We start from the raw sequence: 20,133 nt of genomic DNA, 5'->3' as shown, positions 1-20,133 counted from the left end.
GGCTCCGACGGCAAACATGATTCAGTCCATCGGCATATCGGCCGCAAGCGATTTTTCCGCACTGCGGAACATACCGGCCTTGCATTGCGATTCGTCCGGTCAGGAACGACCGGACGGGAAGGCAAGCTGTATCCGGTTTAGACCCGGCCTTCGAAGCCGAAACCGGCTGCATCGATCGCGACTTTGATCAGGGCTTCGTCGGTTCCCTCGACCGTCACGGTCTGGCGATCGAGATCGACATCAACGGTGGCGGCGGGGGCGGCCTCGGTGATCGCCTGGGTGACGGCGCGAGCGCAGCCGCCGCAGGTCATGCCGGTAACGCGATAGGTGGTGGACATCGGCTTACTCTCCTTTGGTACGAGAACAAAAGTGGCAGGTGGCGCTTATCCACCTGCTCCGGCGCGAATGACAGTTGAAATCGGGACCAGCACCATCCCCTTGGCCTCCAGCCCCGGAATCCATCCTGCCAGCGCCTCGATCGTGCCGTCATGAGGATGGCCGATGGCGACGGCGAAACCGTGGCGGCGGGCATAGGATTCGGCTTTGGCGAGTTGGGCGCGGACATGAGCGACGCCCTGATCGTTGTCGAGGAAAACGTGGCGCGAAGTGAACGGAACCCCGAACTCGCGTGCGACTTCGGGGCCTGCACTGTGTTCGGTCGTGACCGAATCGACAAAGACCAGACCACGCCGCCGCAACTCGGCCATGACCACCCGCATGGAACCGGGGTCCGCGGTAAAGCGGCTGCCCATATGGTTGTTGATACCGATAAATCCGTCGAAGCGCGACAGCCCCCAATCAAGGCGGCGGCGGATTTCCCCCGGTGTCTGACCGACCTCCAGCACTTCGCGCCCGGAATCGAGATGGGCTCCGCGTGGCTGCATCGGGACGTGGACCATTAATTCGTGGCCGTGACGGCGCGCTTCGGTGGTTAGCCGAGTTAAATCCTCGGCATAGGTCATGAAGGATAGAGTCAGCGGCCCCGGCAAGGTGGTAACCCGCTCGGCCCGGCGGCGATCAACCCCCAGATCGTCGATGATCACCGCGATCATCGGTCGGCCGGCAATGCGTGGCGACGGCACGGCATGGCGCTTCCATATCGCCTCTCCAGCCGGGGGCAATTGGGTCAAAGGCTGTGGTGACGGAGGAGGAGGGGGGGCGGGCAGCATCGCCACGACATCCGAGGCGCTGCCGATCTCCAGCGATTCCGACGAACCGGGTTCGGCGCGTGGCGGCGGGGGTTGAATCAGCGCAGGTCCAGGCTCAACGGCAGGACCCTCTGGTTCGCTGGAAACGGAGGGGGGTGTCGGTGCTTCGGCAACGGTTTCGGGCTGCGCTGGCTGAACCGCCTCAACCGTTTCAACCGCCGCCGGTGGCGTAAGGTGAGGCTGGGGGGCGGACCAGCGGCCAACTCCGATTCCCAGCAACAGTCCAAGCGCCAGAACGACGACCAGCGCGGTGGCGATCACGCCAGGGCGCTCCCACAGGGGGCGTTTATACCCCATCAGCATCCGTCTGACCTCGCGTCGGCCCACCCGTGTCTCCTTTTTTCGGTTGAGTGGCGGTTATAGACCCGGCGAGGAGCCGGACCAAGCCAAGAGACGTGATTGGGATAAGGGCCGCCAGCGCTTCAGCAGCAAGGCATTGGTGACCACCGAAACCGAAGACAATGCCATCGCGGCTCCGGCAATCGCCGGACTAAGCAGTCCCGCCGCCGCCGCAGGCAGAGCGATCAGATTATAAGCGAATGCCCAGATCAGGTTCTGGCGGATTTTCGCGGCGGTGGCGCGTGAGATCCCCAGCGCCTGGGGTAACAGAGCCGGGTCGCTGCGCATCAATGTCAGCCCGGCGGCCTGCATCGCCGCGTCGCTGCCACCGCCCATCGCAATGCCGATATCTGCCGCCGCCAATGCCGGGGCATCGTTGATTCCGTCGCCGACCATTGCCACCACCCCGAATTCTTTCCTCAGGCGGGCGAGTTCAGCGACTTTATCCTCGGGTAGAATTCCTGCGTAGACTCGCTCGATCCCGACTTGGCGAGCTACCGCCTGGGCGGCGCGGGGGCTGTCGCCTGTAAGCATCGCCGGGACGATTCCCATGGCCTTCAGGGCGGCGATAGCCACCGCTGCCGTGGGACGGATTGGATCGGCCAGCGAGATAAATCCGACCAGGACCGTTCCCGCCGCGACCCACATCAAGGTATGGCCCAACGCTTCTTCCGCCTCGGCCGCCGCTGCCAGTGGAGTCGGATCGATCCCAGATTCTTCCATCAGGCGGCGGCTGCCGATAATAACCGACTGTCCCGCTACTCGGGCCGTCAGACCGCGACCGGGCAGGGCACGAAAGTCGTTTACCGGCTCCAACGCCAGTCCTTCGGCGGCGGCGACCGTCGCCCGACCGAGAGGATGTTCGCTGCCCTGCTGGGCCGAGGCGACCAGACGCAACAGGGCGGTGCGGTCGCCATCAACGGCGCATAAAGTGGCCAGCGCGGGATGCCCTTCGGTCAGGGTGCCAGTCTTATCGAAGGCAATTGCCGCGACCTTGTGGGCGCGCTCCAGGGATTCCGCATCTTTGATCAAGATGCCGTGCCGGGCGGCCAGTCCGGTGCCGACCATGATCCCGGCCGGTGTCGCCAACCCCAGCGCACAGGGGCAGGCGACCACCAGGACCGATATCGCCGCGACGAAGCCGGTCGCGCCGTCGTCAGCCAATCCCCACCACCCAAGGAAGGTTGCCGCCGCCAGTGCCACCACGACCGGCACAAAGATCGCCGAGACCCGATCGACCAGCGCCTGGACCGGAGCCTTGCTGGCTTGGGCACCGCGCACCAGACGGATAATCCGCCCAATCGTCGATTCTGCCCCGATTCCGGTGGCTGCGACCCGCAACAGCCCCTCGCCATTGACCGATCCAGCCACCACAGCATCTCCCTTTCCCCGCTCGACCGGCAGGCTTTCGCCTGTCACCAGGGATTCGTCCAGGGTGCTGTCGCCGTCCAGGATCGTACCGTCAACAGGCACCCGTTCGCCGGGGCGGATCACCACGGTTTCTCCGATCCCGACCAAAGAGGCCGGAACCTCGATCTCGATCCCGTCGCGTTCGACTCGGGCGGTCGCGGGCTTGAGTCGCATCAGCGCCCGGATCGATCCGGCGGCGGAATGGCGGGCGCGATTTTCCAGCGCCTTGCCCAACAGGACCAGGGTGATGACTGTCGCGGAGCCTTCGAAATATAGATTGCCGTGATGGGCGTCGCCGGTCAGAACCCGAAACGCCGACAGTCCGAACGCCGCCGAGGTTCCCATCACCACCAGCACGTCCATGTTGCCCGCGCCACCGCGCAACGAGGCCCACGCCCCGGAATAGAAACGTGCCCCGATGGCAAATTGCACCAGGGTGGCCAGAACCAGCTGCCCCCAGGGCGGCAGCAGAGCCTGCTCGCCTGCCATCTCCAACCCCATGTCGAGCATTAACGGCAGGGTCAGCGCTGCCGATAGCACCAGGAGACGAATATCCCGCCTGCCCCGAGCCGTCCTCTCCGCCTCGGCGCGATCAAGATCTTCGTCTTCGCCCGAGCGGGCAGGGTCAGGCGCGAACCCAGCCCTGACGATGGCCGCCTCCAGCGCCTGAGGCGAGACTCGCGCCGGATCGTAGCGGATATCGGCGCGTTCGGCGGCAAGGCTGACCAGGGCGCGCTCGACCCCCTCGACTCGGCCGAGAACCCGTTCCAGCCGGGTCGAGCAGGCAGCGCAAGTCATCCCGTTGACGCCAAGCGACAGGTCGGCAAACCTTATGTCAGAGGAAGATGGCGATGCCATGCGTCCAACCTCAGTGAAAATGAGAACACTTCTTAAATGGGGAGGTGGGACCGGCAAGGTCAAGCCTAAACCTCCGCACCGCCATTCCGCTGGACCGCACCCTGTCTTTATGGGTAATTTTCAGGCTGGTTCCGACCGAATCTTTCTTGGAGAGGTGCCCGCCGTGCATGATCCGTATAACGCTTTTACTCTCGGCGGCGATGTCTATATCGACGGGGCGCGCCAAGGCCCGCTGGCCGGGCTGACTTTTGCCGCCAAGGACGTGTTCGACATCGCCGGTTATGTCACCGGCGCAGGAAATCCCGATTGGCGTCGGCTGGCTGAACCGGCTCGTCAGACCGCATGGGCTGTGTCGGCTCTGCTGGAATCCGGTGCCCGTCTGGTTGGCAAGACTCATACCGACGAATTGACGCGCGGCATCTTCGGGGACAATTCCCATTACGGTACCCCGGAAAACCCCCGTGCTCCCGGCCATGTTCCCGGCGGATCGTCCAGCGGTTCGGCTGTCGCGGTTGCCGGGGGGCTTGCCGATATGGCGCTCGGTACCGACACGGCGGGATCAACCCGTGTCCCCGCCTCGTTCTGTGGTGTGTTCGGGCTGCGGCCGACTTTGGGGCTTATCCCGATGGACGGCGTGCTGGGGCAGTCCAACACCTTTGACACTGTTGGCTTGCTCGCCGCCGATCCCGATGTGCTGGCGCGGATGGGCGAAGTCCTTCTGCGCAAGAAGGTCGGCAACCAGCACCCGGCCCGTGCTGTGGTTCTGGAAGACACGATGGAAGCCGCCGATCCCGAGGTCGCTGCCGCGATCGAGGCCGTGCTGCCCCGTATCGCCGAAACGGTGGCACCAGTGGTGCGTGGCACCCGGATATCGCCGGTGCCTCTGCCCGACTGGATCGAGCCGCAGAACGCCATTCAGGGCCGAGAGGCGTGGGAAGTGTTCGGGGATTGGATCAATCGCTCGAACCCCCGGTTCGGCTTCGAAGTCGCCGACAATTTTCTGCGGGGATCACGGGTCGCCAACCGCACCCTTTCGTCCTCACGCGGCTTTCGCCTCAGGGCGCGGCGTTGGGTGCTCGATGCGTTGGAAGGCCATGCCGTGCTCGTCCTGCCGACCACCCCGGTCACCGCGCCGCCGGTCCAAAGCCCACGTTCGGAGATGTGGGATATCCGATCGCGCATCATTAGCCTGACCACGATTGCTGGAATGGCTGGATGTCCGCAAATCAGCTTGCCGCTTTGCACTGTCAACGGTCGTCCGGTCGGGGTGTCGCTGATCGGTCCTCGTGGCGGTGACAGTCTGTTGCTGGCAGCCGCTCGCCGTATTGGTAAGCCGTAAACCGGCCAATACCGATCGAATCGGACGTCGAAACGGAAGCGTGCCGGAAGGGGCGCTTCCGTTTCTTGATTCTTATGCCCTGCATCCTGAGGCGAACCGATGCCGGATGCGGCGTTTCGTGATATAGGCATAATACATAACGAAAGAGTGTGGTTAGCATCGCAACCGCAAGAGCGAATTCTACCAATGTCTGATGTCATACGAATGCTGTCGTGGTCACGACAGCAGGGCGATGAAAAGCGGCCGCGTATGAATACATATTCAGCCGGTTTCCCGGTCGATTGTCTCCATTGATAGAGGTGGCATGATATTTGCTATGAAAATTGTGTTCTGCGCTCAGGATCGGATTTAAGGAATTTAGAGGGATGTTCGCACCGACCAAGGCTCCATGGATCAATCCAGGCGTCGTCATCCACGAACCCGACGCTCCGGTCGATGAGATGATCGCGAAATTTGCCCGTACCATCGCGGGTCGGGGCTTTATTGTCGGCGGCTGTGTCCGTATCGGCGAGGAAACGATCGATCTTGCCACCGGCGCGGCGATAAATCTCGATGGAGAGGCGGCTGCCGCCCGTTGTCTGCGCGCCGCGATGCGCGAAGACGCCGATCTTGCCGTGATCAGCGGCTTTCCCGCGTTCCGCCGTGCCGCCATCGACTTGACCGCCGAAGTAGGGCAGGGAGCGTCGCAGGGTATGCCTGTGTTGACAACCATCCCGGATGGCAGTGTTCAGCACTGGCACGATTTTGTCGGCACTGGCGGCGCATTGATTCCCCCGGCGATGCGGGGATTGTGGCGGTGGTGGGGACCGGAGCGGCTTTATTGCGATCTGGCGTTGGGCGTGGCTGGCGACGAGGTGCGTCAGATCGTGATTGGCCCGCGCTGGCTGATGGTCGAGGGACCGGCCGGTGCCGGTTTGGCCTATTTGCCACGCAACGCGCGCGATCTGATCGGACGGTTACCGGAATTCCGCAAGATGAGCCTGAAGCAACTGGCCGAGTTTTCCGGTTCTTGGGACCCGTTGGAAATGGCCTTGGGCATTGCCGCGATCAACGCCCATTACAACCGTTTCGACCTTGAGGGCGAGATGGGCAACGGTGCCCAGATTTTTGGGCAGGAAGCCGGGCGGGTGGTGGTGATCGGCGCGTTTCCCGGCCTGTCCGAGACGTTGCCCAATCCGCAGGTGATTGAGAACGATCCCCGCCCCGGCGAGTATCCCACCATCGCGATGGATACTTTACTGCCCGGTTGTGCGGCGGCGGTGGTGGCCTCGTCCACTCTGGTCAACCGCAATCTGCCCCGCATCTTGAGGCTGGCTCAAGGTTCGCGCGTCGCCCTGATCGGGCCGGTAACGCCGTTAACGCCCCGGCTTCATGCCTATGGGGTGGAAATCGTGGGCGGGATGGTCGTTCGCGATGCCAAGGGGCTGGCTGCCGCGATACGCGCCGGAGCCCTTCCGCGCGAATTCAGTCGTTTCGGCCAGTACCTCCATCTGCGGCGTGAGGATGCTCCGCAGGCCAAGTTGTGCCGTTTCAACGCCTTTCCCCGTAATGGGTGACGCCGTTCCGTGCCGAGGCCGACGAAGCTCTATGTTTTTCGACATATGTCCGACGGGCGGGATGGTTTTCCGTTGAAACACGGCGAGGAAACCATAGATATCTCTCCCGCTGACACACTCTGTTACGACATGGCGGTGGATCGGTTGTTCTGCTGATACCGGTCGGTGCGACACTCGTGGTTCAGCCCGAGGATTGCGGCAATGACACGATTCCTAACCAAATTTTTGCTTTGTGGTGCCTGTGTTGCTTTGGCGACGATGGTGCCGGTTCGCTCTGCCGATGCGCAAGAGTACAGGCACTATCCCTCCCACGATAACGATATGCGTCGTTTCGATCCTCGTCACAGCGATATGCGTCGTTTCGATCCTCGTCACAGCGATATGCGCCGTTTCGATCCTCGTCACAGCGATGATATGCGCCGTTTCGATCATCGTCACAGCGATATGTGGCGGGGTGGGGTTTGGCGTCATGAAGCGCATTCGGGCCGCCATGGCTGGTGGTGGGTAACTGGCGGCTCTTGGTATTATTACGACGCTCCGGTTTATCCGTATCCGATGGTGGTTTCCGAGTTTGCGGTTCCGGCTCCGCCGCCGATCATCATTGCGCCTCCTGCTCCGGTGATGGTTCAACCTCCTCCGGTTGTGATTCAGCAGGCTCCGGTGCCGCAGCCAGCTCCAGCCGCGCCTCCGCCGCTCCAGCCGCAACAGCCTGTATGGTATTATTGTGATAATCCTGCCGGCTATTACCCTTATGTCCCGAGTTGCTATTCGCAATTCAGGCCCGTGCCTGCGCAGGCGAAGTGACCAGGAGGACAAGGATGCGTCCGTTAAAGTCGGTGGCTCTTACAATTTCGACTCTGCTCGTGCTGTCGGGATGCTCGTCAACTCCGCTTGGCCCCAGGGTCCAGGTTTTGCCTGCCGCCAATAAACCGTTCGAAGTCTTTCGGATGGAGCAGGCGGAATGCAAGCAATACGCGGCCGATCAGATCAATGGCCAGTCCGACAACGCCAATGAGAGGGCGTTAGGGGCAGCCTTGATCGGCGGTGCGCTGGGGGCTGGTCTGGGGGCGGCTGTCGGCGGTGGACGTGGGGCGGCGATCGGTGCCGCTGGCGGCGGCGTCCTCGGCACGGCGGTTGGGGCCAGCAACTCGCAGCACAGCCAAGGCGGCATTCAGCAGCAATACGACAATGCTTATACGCAATGCATGTACGCCAAAGGCAACCAGGTTGCCCAGCCCGTGCATACCGTCGTTCAGCCCGTTGTGGTCTATCCGCAACAGCCGACGGTTGTCTACTCTCCGCCCCCGACGGTGTATTACGCGGTGCCGCCCACCGTCACATACGCTCCGCCGCCCGGAGCAACCTATGCACCACCGCCCGGTGCGACATATGCCCCGCCCCCGCCGCCGGGAACACCTGCTCCGCAGCAATAACGCGGCCCGCCTCTCCTTCCCGGCCCGTTTCGTTCTGACGGGTGGGGGAGGAGCAGGCGAAGCCTTGTAGCTTACCGATAGTCGCGTAGATCTTGGATCAATTGGCGGGCGCGGGCGAGCTGACGCCCTCCCATGCTGCGGCCCAGAGTGTCGCGGGCTTCGGCGGCACCGCGCTGACCCAAGGTAGCGGCGAGGTCGTAAAGAGCATAAGCGCGGATCGGGTCTTTGGTGGAAAAGCCCTGTCCCTTCGCGGTCAGCTCGGCGACTAACATCGTCGCGGCCGGGTGGTTTTGGGCCGATGCGGCCCGCAGCCAGCCAATGGCCGACGGCAAGTCCATCTTTAATTCGAACCCCTCGGCCAGAGTCTTGCCTAAGTAGTATTGTGCTTCGGCATGGCCTTCGTTGGCGGCAAGAGCCAGCCAATATGCGCCGGCCTCAATGCCGGGACGCAGCAAAACGGCCTTATCTCCGTCATCGACCGGTTTGGTCGTCATCCACACCGGGCCGAATGGCTTGTTGCGGTCCTTGTCCTTGGTAGACCACTCCTCGGTTTCGGGCACTCGCCACACGGCGGGATGGGCCAACAGCATCCGCCCAAGGCGGAATCGGGCCTCGACATCGCCGTGGAGAAGCGCGGCATTCCGATACCATTTCTCGGCCTCGGAGAACGAGGGCGCGACGCCGTTGCCGTGTTCGTAGGCTCCGGCGAGGGCTATTGCCGCTTTCTTGCTGCCGCTGTCGGCCAGTTCGGCGACCCAGCCAGCACCGTCGATACCGCCGACCGATGCGATTTGGCCCGAGACGAACAGATCGGTCCACCGCTTGCGCGCAGCCGTATCGCCCAGCTTGGCTGCGCGATACCACCATTGTCCCGCCAGTTCCAGGTCCTTGCGGACACCTTTGCCGTTTTCGCAGGCCTTGGCGGCCTCGGTTGCGGCGATGGCGCTGCCGTTGGCAGCGGCGAGGCTGAACCACGAAAACGCAGTCTTTTGGGCATCGACACCCCGACCCTTGCGGGCGGTGAGTCCAAGCTGATACTGCGCGTCGGCGTCACCACGAGACGCAGCGACGGCAAGTCCACCGCGTCCGCCGTCGGTGGCGGCCGGTGTCTTGCCGGTTTCGGCCGACGCCATCGTGGGAAGCGTGAAGGCGATCAACGCAGCGGCGAAGGCGGCGATCCTCATGAATGGCGACTTTCCATTGTCTTGGAACGGGGGCGCATGATTCCACTTCCCGAAGGTAATGGCAATCGGAGCTTGGCCGTGAAAACCGTATGGCTAGGGCACGACACACGTGCGTCTTTCATCCTTGGCCCGGTTAAGCCGAAAAATCCAGCCGATCCGGCATTCGTCGGTTTGCTAGAACAGGTCGGCAAGTTCAACCGGAGGAATCCCTCCCATTGACGGGAATAAAACCGAGGCGATCCGGGCGAAGCGGTCGGGGGCGTCCGTGGCGATCAGGGTCAGCCCACCAACTGCGCCTGCCGGGGCAGCCAACCCCGATGACAGCGCCTCGGCCAGCAATCCGGCGGTAGCCTCGGCGCAATCGACCAGCCGCACGTCCGGGCCTGCCAGACGTCCCAATGCCGGAGCCAGCAGGGGGAAATGGGTGCAGCCCAGCACCAGGCAGTCGGTCGCGGCGGCGTGGTCGAGCAGGGGGCCGAGGTAATGCCGGGCGACGGCCTCGACGATCGGACCATCGGTCAGTCCCTCTTCGGCCAGGGCGACGAACAGAGGGCAGGGGGTGCAGATCACATGTGCTCCGGCGCGTCGCCGGGCAATCGCCCGTTCATAGGCACCGGAGCGACAAGTTCCCTCGGTGGCGGCGACGACGATCCGCCCATGGGACGAGGCTAGGGCGGCCCCGGCGGCTCCGGCCTCGACAACGCCGATCACCGGAAGGCCGGGAAAGCGTGCGGCGATCGGCTCCAATGCGACCGCCGAAGCGGTGTTGCAGGCGACCACCAACGCCTTGATCCCGCGCCGGACAAGAAAATCGGCGGCCTTTAGGGCATAGCGCACCACTGTCTGCGGCGATTTTGTGCCATAGGGCTGACGGGCAAGATCGCCGATATACAGCAATTGCTCGCGTGGCATCCGTTGGCGGATCGCCGCTGCGACGGTCAGGCCGCCCACGCCGGAATCGAAAATGCCGACGGGAAGGGACGCCGTCTTGGCAACCGGAACCTGGGATATCATGGGAGCGATCCTGAAAACGGCGACAACGCGCGGTGCCGGAAGCGTTTACCTCGCTCCGGTACCGCTGCGCTACTGCTTCCTTAGGGCGTCAGGGTTGCGCCCCAGGCCCGACCGGCAAGACGATTGTGCCGGGGCAATTGTCGGAGCGGCTGGCCGAGTCCGGGCATGCGATCGGCGCTAGCGAGCGGTCGAGGCAGATGCGGACTTCGCTTATGGTCTTGCCCTTGCAGGTCGGAAAGATTGCCTGGGGCGGGGCCAAGAAATAACGCTTCAGGTCGGTGACGCGAATTTTGACCGGCGCGGTCGGGCGCAGATCGGCGGCGGTGCCGACGGTCTGGACTGCTTGGACGATTGAGGCGAAATAGTCGCGTGTCCGAGGGGTGGCGCAGACGCCGTGTTTGTTCCATTCATGGCGGCGCAGATCGGTTCCGATCATCAACTCGTCAAGTTGCGGCGGCACGGCGTCGGGTCGGAACGATTCGGCTCCGCTACAGCATTGCGGCCACAGCGCTCCGCCGCCCCGCGATGATGCCGAGCCAGGAAGGTATTGTGGCCATAATCCATGGACGACGAAGCCACGAGCGGGAGCGACGGTGCCGCACTGGTCTGGATTCTTCGCTCCGGCCGGGGTGGCGCAAAAGGACGGTGACCAGGACAAGCTGAGCAGATAATAATCGAACTGTCCGGTGCTGCCCCGCGCCGGGGCGCATGTTTCTGCTCTGACCTGCGGCGTTTGGCCCAGCAGCGCGGCCATGACGAAGACGAAGAGGAGAGTCCGTTTCATTGCTGTTCCTCTGGATGCCCTTCGTGGCAAGGTTAGCGGGTGGAAATAGATGAAGCGGGATCTTATACTGCATCCCTCTGGCGAGGAGAAAACCCCAATGGGGGAACAGGGTCCGGCCCATCTGCGCAAAATCACCAACGGTGTTCTCGACGCCTTGCTCCAGGCGGCGGAACGAACGTCCTCTGGGCGTCCGCTGTCGGTCGGTTTATTGGAGGAGATTGTCTCCGGACTGAAGGAGTCCGCGGCTTTCGACGATTTTTATCGTCGCTCCTATGCCGAGATCGCGGATATCGTTACCGCAGACGATCTGAATCAGCGCCGCGCCAACGCGTTCGGTCGCCTGATGATTCACTCGCTCGACCCGTTATTCGAGGCGGGGGAGATCGATCGGACGCTGATCGGCAACCTGTTTTCGTTTCTGCACATGGTGCTGGGGGAGGCGGCGGAAGCCAATGCCGCTCGCTGTCGCGATATCCTGAAGACGTTGCGGGACGAATCTGGTGCTTCATTCACTTGGGACTCGTTTTTCGACGATCCCGAGGTGCGGTTGGTCGAGTGGCAGGTTCTGCTGCACATCGCGGATCTGTTCAAACGGTTCGATGTTCGCAAGGAATGGTTCATCAAACTGATGCATCACAGGCAGAATACGGTCAGTGTCTCGTCGAACGCCTTTTACACCATCGAGCACGACGCGGTGGCCGAGCCAATCACGTTTGGCGAGCGAGAGTTCGGTCTGATCTTTCATGCTTGGTTCGATCCACTGGAAAACCTGTCTCCCCGCGACGATCAGGCCTTTCGCCGCGCCTTCGGTGCCGCGCCGCGCACCCGGATTGGTGCTTTCCTGACACATTTGGCAGGCTGCCCGGTTGCGCGCGCCGGGAGCGGGTGCTAACGTCCCGGCTCCGCCCGCCCTTCCGGAGTCGTCAAGGCCCATGTCCCTGGACATATCCGCCGTCCGTGCCATCGCCACCCTGGCTCGCATCGAGCTTGGCGAGGAGGAGCTTGCTCCTCTCGCCGGTGAGCTTTCCAATATCCTGAATTTCGTCGAGCAATTGTCGGAAGTAAACACCGACGGCATCGAGCCGATGAACTCGGTCGCCGATCTCGGTCTGCCGATGCGCGCCGATATCGTTACCGACGGTGACATCGCCGATCAAATTCTGGCCAATGCCCCCGAAGCAGCCGAGGGCTTTTTCACCGTACCGAAGGTGGTGGAATGAGCGAACTGACCCACCTGACACTGGCCCAGGCCCGCGACCGTCTGGTCAAGGGCGAAACCAGCGCCGTCGAACTGACCCGTGCCCATATCGCCCAGGTCGAAGCCAAACGGCATCTGAACGCCTTCATCACCGAGACGCCCGAACGGGCGCTGGCCGAGGCGGAAGCCTCAGACGCCCGTCGTCGGTCCGGCTCTGCCGGGGCGATGGAAGGGTTGCCGATCGGGATCAAGGATCTGTTTTGCACCGAGGGTGTCCGCACCACCGCTGCCAGCAAGATCCTTGACGGTTTCACCCCGCCTTACGAATCGACCGTCTCGGGTAATCTGAAGGCGGCAGGGGCGATCTCGCTCGGTAAGCTCAATCTCGACGAGTTCGCGATGNGGTCGTCGAACAAGACCAGCGCTTTCGGCCCGGCGATCAACCCGTGGACGCGCCGATCTGATCCTTCCGTTAAGCTGGTTCCCGGCGGTTCGTCCGGCGGTTCCGCCGCCGCCGTCGCGGCGCGGATGGTGCTGGGTGCCACCGGCACGGATACCGGCGGGTCGATCCGTCAGCCCGCCGCGTTCTGCGGCATTACCGGGATCAAGCCGACCTATGGTCGCTGTTCCCGTTACGGCATCGTCGCGTTCGCCAGTTCGCTCGATCAGGCCGGGCCGATGGCCCGCACCGTGCGCGATTGCGCGATCATGCTGGGCGCAATGGCGGGCTATGATCCCAAGGACTCCACCTCGGTCAATCTCAAGGTGCCGGATTTCGAGGCTGCTTTGACCGGCGACATTCGCGGTCTGAAGGTCGGCATTCCGCGCGAATACCGCCCCGATGGCTTGTCGGCCGAGATTTCCGAAGTATGGGAAAAGGGTATTGCGTGGCTGAAGGATGCGGGTGCCGAGCCGGTCGAGATCGGTCTGCCGCATACCAAATACGCTTTGCCGACCTATTATATCGTCGCTCCGGCCGAGGCGTCGTCCAATCTGGCCCGCTATGACGGACTGCGTTTCGGCCAGCGCGTGCCCGGCAAGACCCTCGACGAAATGTACGCGAAATCGCGTGCCGCTGGCTTCGGTCCCGAGGTGCGCCGCCGCATCCTGATCGGGACTTATGTGCTGTCGGCCGGTTATTACGACGCCTATTACGCCAAGGCGCAAAAGGTGCGGCGTCTGATCGCCGAGGATTTCCGCAAGGCGTTCGAAACCGTCGATGTGATCCTGACGCCGACTGCACCCAGCCCGGCCTTTGGCCTGGACGAAAATACCGACGATCCGGTGACGATGTGGCTGAATGACGTGTTCACCATCCCGACGTCGCTGGCTGGACTGCCGGGTCTGTCCTTGCCCGCCGGTCTGTCCGCCGATGGATTGCCGCTGGGATTGCAGTTGATCGGGCGTCCGTTCGACGAGGAAACCGTGTTCAAGGTCGCCGGGGTAATGGAATCCGCCGCCGGATTCGACCTGTCGCCGGAGGGCGTGTGATGGCTTACGTGATCCAGGGCGAAACCGGCGCGTGGGAAGTCGTCATCGGGCTGGAAGTCCATGCCCAGGTGATTTCCAACGCCAAGTTGTTTTCCGGTGCTGCCACCACTTTCGGGGCCGAACCGAATTCCCAGGTCAGCTTCGTCGATGCCGGGTTCCCCGGCATGCTGCCGGTGATCAACGCGGTCTGCGTCGAGCAGGCGGTTCGCACCGGTCTGGGGCTGAAGGCGAAGATCAACCTGACCAGCGTCTTCGCCCGCAAGAACTACTTCTATGCCGATCTGCCCCAGGGCTACCAGATCAGCCAGTTCGATAAGCCGATTGTCGGCGAGGGTGAGCTGGTCCTCGATCTGGCCGATGGTTCGACCAGCACTGTTGGAATCGAACGTCTGCATCTTGAGCAGGATGCCGGAAAGTCGATCCACGACATGCATCCGACCAAATCGTTCATCGATCTCAACCGTTCCGGCGTCGCGTTGATGGAGATCGTGTCGAAGCCCGATCTGCGGTCACCGGAAGAAGCGGGGCTGTATCTGACCAAGCTGCGCTCGATCTTGCGCTATCTCGGCACCTGCGACGGCAACATGCAGGAAGGCAGCATGCGCTGCGATGCCAATGTCAGCGTCCGGCCGGTTGGCTCGACCGAACTGCGCACCCGTTGCGAGATCAAGAATGTCAACTCGATCCGCTTCGTCCAGCAGGCCATCGAGTACGAAGCGCGTCGCCATGTCGAGGTTTATGAATCTGGCGGCGACATCCGCCAGGAAACCCGCCTGTTCGATTCCGGCCGGGGTGAGACCCGTTCGATGCGGTCGAAGGAACATGCCCACGATTACCGCTATTTCCCCGATCCTGATCTGCTGCCGCTGGTGATCGAGCAGGCGTTCGTCGATGGGATCAAGGCGGGCTTGCCCGAACTGCCCGACGAGAAGAAAGCCCGCTTCATGGCTGAATACGGCCTCAATGCCTACGATGCCGGGGTGTTGGTGGCGGAAAAGGCTTCGGCCGAGTTCTTCGAGACGGTGGCTAAGGGGCGCGATCCCAAGCTTGCCTGCAACTGGGTCATGGGGGATTTCTTTGCTGCCCTCAACGCCAGCGGTAAGACCATCGAAGATCCGCCGGTGACCGCCGCCAATCTGGGCGCGATGATCGATCTCATTACCGATGGCACCCTGTCCGGCCGTCTGGCAAAGGACGTTTTTGCCCTGATGGTCGAGACCGGGAAGGCTCCGGGTGTGCTGGTCGAAGAACGTGGCTTGAAGCAGGTTACCGATACCGGCGCGATCGAGGCCGCCATTGACGCGGTTTTGGCCGCCAACCCGGACAAGGTTCAGCAGGTCCGCGATGGCAAGACCACTCTTCTCGGTTGGTTCGTCGGTCAGGTGATGAAGGCCACCCAGGGTAAGGCCAACCCCGCCCTGGTTAACGAAATGCTGGCCAAGAAGGTTCAGGGTTAACCTGAATCGGTCAGAGTACGACGAGACGGGAACATCGGGCCGTAACGCCCGGTGTTCCCGTTTTTTTGATCAGGCCCGAACTCTGGAAAGGAAAGATTCGGCCTCGCCGGTCAGGTGATGGACCGCTTCGGTCAGGCTATCGGCGCTCCAGATGACCCTGACGGTGCCGGCACAGGCCATCGCGGAGGATTTCGATAGCGCGCCGACGCTTTTCGAGACGGTTTCGGCCTGACGGGCGACTTCATCGATATTGCCCGAGATTTCGCGAGTCGAAGCTTCCTGTTGTTGAACGGCGCTGGCAATCGCCGCCGACACTTCATCCAGGGTCCGAATGATTCCCACCACTCCTTCGATGCTTTGCCCCATGTGAAGAGACGATGCCTGGATCTCGGCGACCTGTCTGGCAATATCCTCGGTGGCCTTGGCGGTCTGATTGGCGAGGTGCTTGACCTCGCCGGCGACGACGGCAAAGCCCTTGCCCGCATCGCCTGCTCGTGCCGCCTCGATAGTGGCGTTCAAGGCCAACAGGTTGGTCTGAGCCGCAATATCGTTGATCAGCTTCACCACTTCGCCGATGGACTGTACCGATTGAGACAGTCCGGTCATTCGCTGCGCCGTCGAATCGACGCTGGCGACAGCCTGAGCCGATATTTGGTTTGATTGGGCAACCTGAACGGCGATTTCGTTGACAGCAGACGCGAGCTGACGAGTGGCCTCGGCGGCCATCGCGGCGCGTTCGTTGGTGACGCGGGCAGCCTCGCCGACAGCGAGAGAGGTGCCTCCAGTGCGTTCCGACCGATTGACCATTCTCTCGGCGATGACAAAGATACTGTCGGATGCGCCGCTGACCTCGGCGACCTTGGCATTGACGGTAGCCTCGAACGAGGCCGCCATCGCCCGCATTTCCTCGGCGCGTTGCTCTCTCTGCCGACGGTCGGTTTCTTTGGCCTCGGCTTCCATCCGGGCATTGGCGACCATCTTGTTCTTAAAGACATCAAGGGCGCGGGCGATTGCGCCGATCTCATCGGTACGACGGGTGCCGGAAACCTCGATTGCGGTGTCGCCATCGGAAAGCCGTTCCATCGTCGCGACGGTATCCGTGATCTGACCGCTGATCGAACGCCCAATCAAAGCAACGACGGTCAAGGCCAGCACGGCCAGAGTCGCAGTTGCCAAGATCACCGCCAGCTTAACCGAGGATTCCGTGGCGGCGGCATGCTCTTCGGTGGCTTTGCTCATGGTGTTCGCGGCGGTGACCACATCGTCGATCGCGGCGCGATGTTCGCGGTACAGCACGGTCATTTCGGCGAAAGTGTTCAAGGCTGCGGCGCGGTCGCCACGTTCCAGCGCGGGGAAGAAGTCGGCTTCGGCTCGTTCGAAGAAGCGTTGCGCGGGAACATAGGACCGTTTTAGCAGATCGTCGGCAATCTTGCTGTCCAGTCCGGCGCCTTTCCAGACGGCATGGCGCTCGTCGTAATCGCTGCGCAGGCGAACAAAATTGGCGTGAGATATCGTTAGATTTGGCGGCGGTATGTCCAGCGAGGTGGATGCCGTCAGATAGGCTTCGATGATGTATTCCGGCGGTGGAAGGATATCGGCCACCAGATCCTTGGCCAGCACGACGCGGGCATAGATCGGTCCGTTGACCTTGAGAATGTTGAAAGCGATCCACCATCCACCGGCAATTCCCGCCAGAGCGATGCTCATCACTGCGCCGAGAACGAACAGCTTCCCCCGGATGGACAGAGACATTTAGATTCCCCAGGCTGATCTATGTGGAGTGTGGTTTATACGAAATGTGTATCCCATTGTGGCAGAACAATAAGCATATTTCCGATTTTACCTATTCGGAACGGCTATCTCGAAATTGCTGGCGTGCGACCCAACGCGGCTATGGCTTCACCGGTGCGGTGAACCATTGACAGACGAGGAGGGCCGCAATCAAGGCTGACAGATCGGCCAGAAGTCCAACGGCTAAGGCGTGACGAATTCGTCTGATGCCGACAGCGCCAAAATAGACAGCAAGAACATAAAATGTGGTTTCGGTCGAGCCATATAAGGTGCCGAGCAATATCCCGAGATAGCCATCGGGGCCAATCGTCGGGTCCTTCATCTGGGCTGCCAGTAGTCCATAGGAACCTGACCCTGACAGCGTTCGCATCGCTGCCATCATCAGGGCTTCGGCGGGCAACCCCAGCGGCGCGGTGAGGCGGCCAAGCGGCTCCAGGATCGCGGCCAGCACGCCCGAGGCTCGGATCATCCCGACCGCCATCAGGATCGCCACGAGATAGGGAATGATTTTCACCGCCACGCCAAATCCGGCGCGGGCACCCGCGACAAAGGTTTCGTAAACCGCGACCCGCTTTATCGCGCCGTAGAGCAGAATCCCGGTCACCAGCCCCGGCAGCAGCCAGGGACCGATCACCTTGCCATACATTAGCAGCAGCGGAACCAGGGTGAGCACAATCGCGGCGGCGAGCGCGACCGGCCATATCCGTTCCGGGGCGAGCGCGGGCTGGGGCGGAGGAGGTCGGGAAAGATTGGCCGGAGAGGGCCAGAACCTTTGCAATCCGCGTGAGGCCAGTACCGCGATGATGGCGGCGACGATGGTTGCGGCAAGAGTTGGCCCGACCACAGCCGCCGGATCGGCCGCACCGGACGAGGCGCGCAGGGCGATAACCTTGGTCGGCAGCAGGGTAATTCCAGCCGTGTTGATCGCAAGAAACAGCACCTGGGCATTGCTGGCGGTGCCGGGATGGGGGTTCAGTCGCTCCAGATGCTCCATCGCACGGATGCCGAACGGCGTTGCGGCATTGCCGAGGCCGAGCAGATTGGCCGCGATGTTCATCACCATCGCCCCCATCGCCGGATGATCGGCGGGGATTTCGGGAAACAGTCGGGTCAGTAGGGGGCGTAATAGTCGGGCAGTGGAATCGAGCAGACCACCGACTTCAGCGACCTTCATCAGTCCAAGGAACAGCGCCATGATTCCGATCAGCCCTAGGGCGAGCGGAACAGACGCGGTTGCCGAATCGACGATCGCGGCAGACAGCGCTTCCATCGCGCCGCCCGCTCCGGTCGCTTCCGCCCAGGCGGCGGCGGCGAACGAAGCGGTGACCAGGGCGAGGAAGACGGCATTCATGGCGATCCGTCTTCCTCGCGTCGGACTCTGCTAACGGGTCAGCGGCTTGTACTTGAGCCGGTGCGGCTGATCGGCCTCGGTGCCGAGACGACGATGGCGGTCGGCTTCGTAATCCTGATAATTGCCTTCGAAGAAGACGACCTGAGAATCGCCCTCGAAGGCCAGGATGTGGGTGGCGATGCGGTCGAGGAACCAACGATCATGGCTGATGACCACCGCGCAGCCGGGGAATTCGGCCAGGGCGTCTTCGAGCGCCGACAGGGTTTCGACGTCGAGATCGTTGGTCGGTTCGTCAAGCAGGATGACGTTGGCTGGCCGCGACAGCATTTTGGCGAGGTGAACGCGGTTGCGCTCACCGCCCGACAGAACGCCGACCTTCTTCTGCTGATCGGGGCCTTTGAAATTGAACAATCCGGCATAGGCGCGGGCGTTGATCTTGCGCCGTCCGACGTCGATTTCTTCCTGACCGTCCGAAATTTCCTGGAACACCGTCTTTTCTGGGTCGAGCGAATCGCGGCTCTGATCGACATAGCCCAGCACGACGGTCTCGCCGACGGTAAAGGTACCGGCATCGGGCTTTTCCTGCCCGGTGATCATGCGGAACAGGGTGGTCTTACCGGCACCGTTGGGGCCGATCACGCCGACGATGCCGCCCGGCGGCAGACGGAAGGACAGGTTTTCATAGAGCAGGCGGTCGCCGAATCCCTTCGACACGCCTTCGACCTCGATGACCTTGCCACCCAGACGCGGGCCGGGGGGGATCGAAATCTGCGCCGCGCCGGTGGCCTTTTCTTGCGACTTGGCAACCAAATCTTCGAAGGCGGTGATGCGGGCCTTGCTCTTGGTCTGGCGTGCCTTCGGGCTGGCCCGGACCCATTCCAGTTCGTCACGGATCGAACGCTGGCGCGCGCTTTCCTCACGCTCTTCCTGCTGGAGCCGCTTTTCCTTCTGCTCCAGCCAGCCGGTGTAATTGCCCTCGTAGGGGATGCCGTGGCCGCGTTCGAGTTCGAGAATCCAGCCGGTCACGTTGTCGAGGAAGTAACGGTCGTGGGTCACGATCACCACGGTGCCGGAATAATCCTCAAGATAGCGTTCCAGCCACGCCACCGATTCCGCGTCCAAATGGTTGGTCGGTTCGTCGAGCAGCAGCATGTCTGGATGCGACATCAGCAAGCGGCACAGGGCAACGCGGCGACGTTCACCACCCGACAGCGTGGTAACATCGGCGTCGCCGGGCGGGCAGCGCAGCGCGTCCATCGCGATTTCGATGGTGCGTTGCAGATCCCATGCGTTGAGGTGATCGATTTTTTCCTGAAGCTCGCCTTGTTCGGCGATCAGGGCGTTCATCTCGTCGTCGGTCAGTTCCTCGGCGAAACGGGCCGAAACCTCGTCAAAGCGATCCAGCAGCGCTTTGGTCTCGGCGACGGCTTCCATGACGTTGCCCATCACGTCCTTTGCGGGGTCAAGTTGCGGCTCCTGCGCGAGGTAGCCGATCTTGACGCCCTCGGCGGCCCAGGCTTCGCCGCCATATTCCTTGTCGATCCCGGCCATGATCTTGAGCAGGGTCGATTTACCGGCGCCGTTCGCGCCCAGCACGCCGATCTTGGCACCGGGCAGGAAGCTCAGGTAAAGCCCCTTCATGATCTCCTTGCCGCCCGGATAGGCCTTGGTCAGGTTCTTCATTACATAGACGTACTGATAGGCGGCCATCGGCGCTCTC

The 20,133-nt window shown here is 62.4% G+C and carries 17 protein-coding genes; 8 read left to right on the top strand and 9 right to left on the bottom strand.

The features are described from left to right. Positions 1-137: 137 nt before the first annotated feature. From PHAMO_RS06795 to PHAMO_RS06785, 3 genes are read right to left on the bottom strand one after another with little or no spacing between them, the layout of a single operon-like run. On the bottom strand, positions 138-338 hold the full coding sequence (locus PHAMO_RS06795) for a heavy-metal-associated domain-containing protein (RefSeq protein WP_002727724.1): 201 nt from the start codon (positions 336-338) through the stop codon (positions 138-140). Between the two features lie 45 nt (positions 339-383). Beyond that, positions 384-1,535: a divergent polysaccharide deacetylase family protein gene (locus PHAMO_RS06790; protein ID WP_002727723.1), complete on the bottom strand. Its 1,152-nt coding sequence runs from the start codon at positions 1,533-1,535 to the stop codon at positions 384-386. 30 nt (positions 1,536-1,565) lie between these two features. Further along, positions 1,566-3,815: a heavy metal translocating P-type ATPase gene (locus tag PHAMO_RS06785; protein WP_002727722.1), complete on the bottom strand. Its 2,250-nt coding sequence runs from the start codon at positions 3,813-3,815 to the stop codon at positions 1,566-1,568. Between the two features lie 163 nt (positions 3,816-3,978). Here PHAMO_RS06785 and PHAMO_RS06780 point away from each other — a divergent pair, with 163 nt between their 5' ends. The 4 genes from PHAMO_RS06780 (at position 3,979) to PHAMO_RS06765 (ending at position 8,143) form a co-directional block, all read left to right on the top strand. After that, on the top strand, positions 3,979-5,154 hold the full coding sequence (locus PHAMO_RS06780) for an amidase (protein ID WP_040566371.1): 1,176 nt from the start codon (positions 3,979-3,981) through the stop codon (positions 5,152-5,154). Positions 5,155-5,519: 365 nt separating this feature from the next. Continuing rightward, positions 5,520-6,710, top strand: coding sequence for a Rossmann-like domain-containing protein (locus tag PHAMO_RS06775; RefSeq protein WP_002727720.1), 1,191 nt, complete (start codon positions 5,520-5,522; stop codon positions 6,708-6,710). Positions 6,711-6,911: 201 nt separating this feature from the next. Continuing rightward, positions 6,912-7,514 (top strand): hypothetical protein, encoded by a 603-nt coding sequence (locus PHAMO_RS18420; protein ID WP_002727719.1) that lies wholly within the window; start codon positions 6,912-6,914, stop codon positions 7,512-7,514. Between the two features lie 14 nt (positions 7,515-7,528). Further along, positions 7,529-8,143: a glycine zipper family protein gene (locus tag PHAMO_RS06765; RefSeq protein ID WP_002727718.1), complete on the top strand. Its 615-nt coding sequence runs from the start codon at positions 7,529-7,531 to the stop codon at positions 8,141-8,143. 71 nt (positions 8,144-8,214) lie between these two features. On the opposite strand, the gene PHAMO_RS06760 is transcribed toward PHAMO_RS06765, so the two are convergent. The 3 genes from PHAMO_RS06760 to PHAMO_RS06750 all read right to left on the bottom strand — a co-directional run bounded on the left by PHAMO_RS06760 (position 8,215) and on the right by PHAMO_RS06750 (position 11,125). Then, positions 8,215-9,327 (bottom strand): tetratricopeptide repeat protein, encoded by a 1,113-nt coding sequence (locus PHAMO_RS06760; protein WP_002727717.1) that lies wholly within the window; start codon positions 9,325-9,327, stop codon positions 8,215-8,217. Positions 9,328-9,501: 174 nt separating this feature from the next. Next, on the bottom strand, positions 9,502-10,341 hold the full coding sequence (gene murI, locus PHAMO_RS06755) for a glutamate racemase (RefSeq protein ID WP_002727715.1): 840 nt from the start codon (positions 10,339-10,341) through the stop codon (positions 9,502-9,504). 88 nt (positions 10,342-10,429) lie between these two features. Beyond that, complete coding sequence (locus tag PHAMO_RS06750) at positions 10,430-11,125, bottom strand: ribonuclease T2 family protein (RefSeq protein WP_002727713.1); 696 nt, start codon at positions 11,123-11,125, stop codon at positions 10,430-10,432. Positions 11,126-11,222: 97 nt separating this feature from the next. On the opposite strand from PHAMO_RS06750, the gene PHAMO_RS06745 reads away from it, so the two are divergent. The 4 genes from PHAMO_RS06745 to gatB all read left to right on the top strand — a co-directional run bounded on the left by PHAMO_RS06745 (position 11,223) and on the right by gatB (position 15,271). Beyond that, complete coding sequence (locus PHAMO_RS06745) at positions 11,223-12,017, top strand: hypothetical protein (protein ID WP_002727711.1); 795 nt, start codon at positions 11,223-11,225, stop codon at positions 12,015-12,017. Between the two features lie 40 nt (positions 12,018-12,057). After that, positions 12,058-12,345, top strand: coding sequence for an Asp-tRNA(Asn)/Glu-tRNA(Gln) amidotransferase subunit GatC (gene gatC, locus PHAMO_RS06740; protein ID WP_002727709.1), 288 nt, complete (start codon positions 12,058-12,060; stop codon positions 12,343-12,345). Next, entirely contained in the window at positions 12,342-13,814 is a 1,473-nt protein-coding gene (gatA, locus tag PHAMO_RS06735) for an Asp-tRNA(Asn)/Glu-tRNA(Gln) amidotransferase subunit GatA (protein WP_002727707.1), read from the top strand. The genes gatC and gatA overlap by 4 nt, the downstream gene beginning before the upstream one ends. Next, positions 13,814-15,271 carry an Asp-tRNA(Asn)/Glu-tRNA(Gln) amidotransferase subunit GatB gene (gatB, locus tag PHAMO_RS06730; RefSeq protein ID WP_002727705.1) on the top strand — a complete coding sequence of 486 codons (1,458 nt, stop codon included), beginning with the start codon at positions 13,814-13,816 and terminating at the stop codon, positions 15,269-15,271. The genes gatA and gatB overlap by 1 nt, the downstream gene beginning before the upstream one ends. Before the next feature lie 69 nt (positions 15,272-15,340). Here the strand turns inward: gatB and PHAMO_RS18415 are convergent, their stop codons facing one another. The 3 genes from PHAMO_RS18415 to ettA form a co-directional block, all read right to left on the bottom strand. Further along, positions 15,341-17,023, bottom strand: coding sequence for a methyl-accepting chemotaxis protein (locus PHAMO_RS18415; protein WP_002727703.1), 1,683 nt, complete (start codon positions 17,021-17,023; stop codon positions 15,341-15,343). A 139-nt stretch (positions 17,024-17,162) separates the two neighbouring features. Next, positions 17,163-18,413, bottom strand: coding sequence for a nucleoside recognition domain-containing protein (locus tag PHAMO_RS06720; protein ID WP_002727701.1), 1,251 nt, complete (start codon positions 18,411-18,413; stop codon positions 17,163-17,165). A 30-nt stretch (positions 18,414-18,443) separates the two neighbouring features. Beyond that, positions 18,444-20,123 carry an energy-dependent translational throttle protein EttA gene (gene ettA, locus PHAMO_RS06715; RefSeq protein WP_002727699.1) on the bottom strand — a complete coding sequence of 560 codons (1,680 nt, stop codon included), beginning with the start codon at positions 20,121-20,123 and terminating at the stop codon, positions 18,444-18,446. Positions 20,124-20,133: the final 10 nt, after the last annotated feature.

Source organism: Magnetospirillum molischianum DSM 120 (genome assembly GCF_000294655.1).
Classification (GTDB): domain Bacteria; phylum Pseudomonadota; class Alphaproteobacteria; order Rhodospirillales; family Magnetospirillaceae; genus Phaeospirillum; species Phaeospirillum molischianum.
The sequence above is the reverse complement of the archived record's forward strand: the minus strand, read 5'-3'. Positions and strand labels throughout refer to the sequence as shown.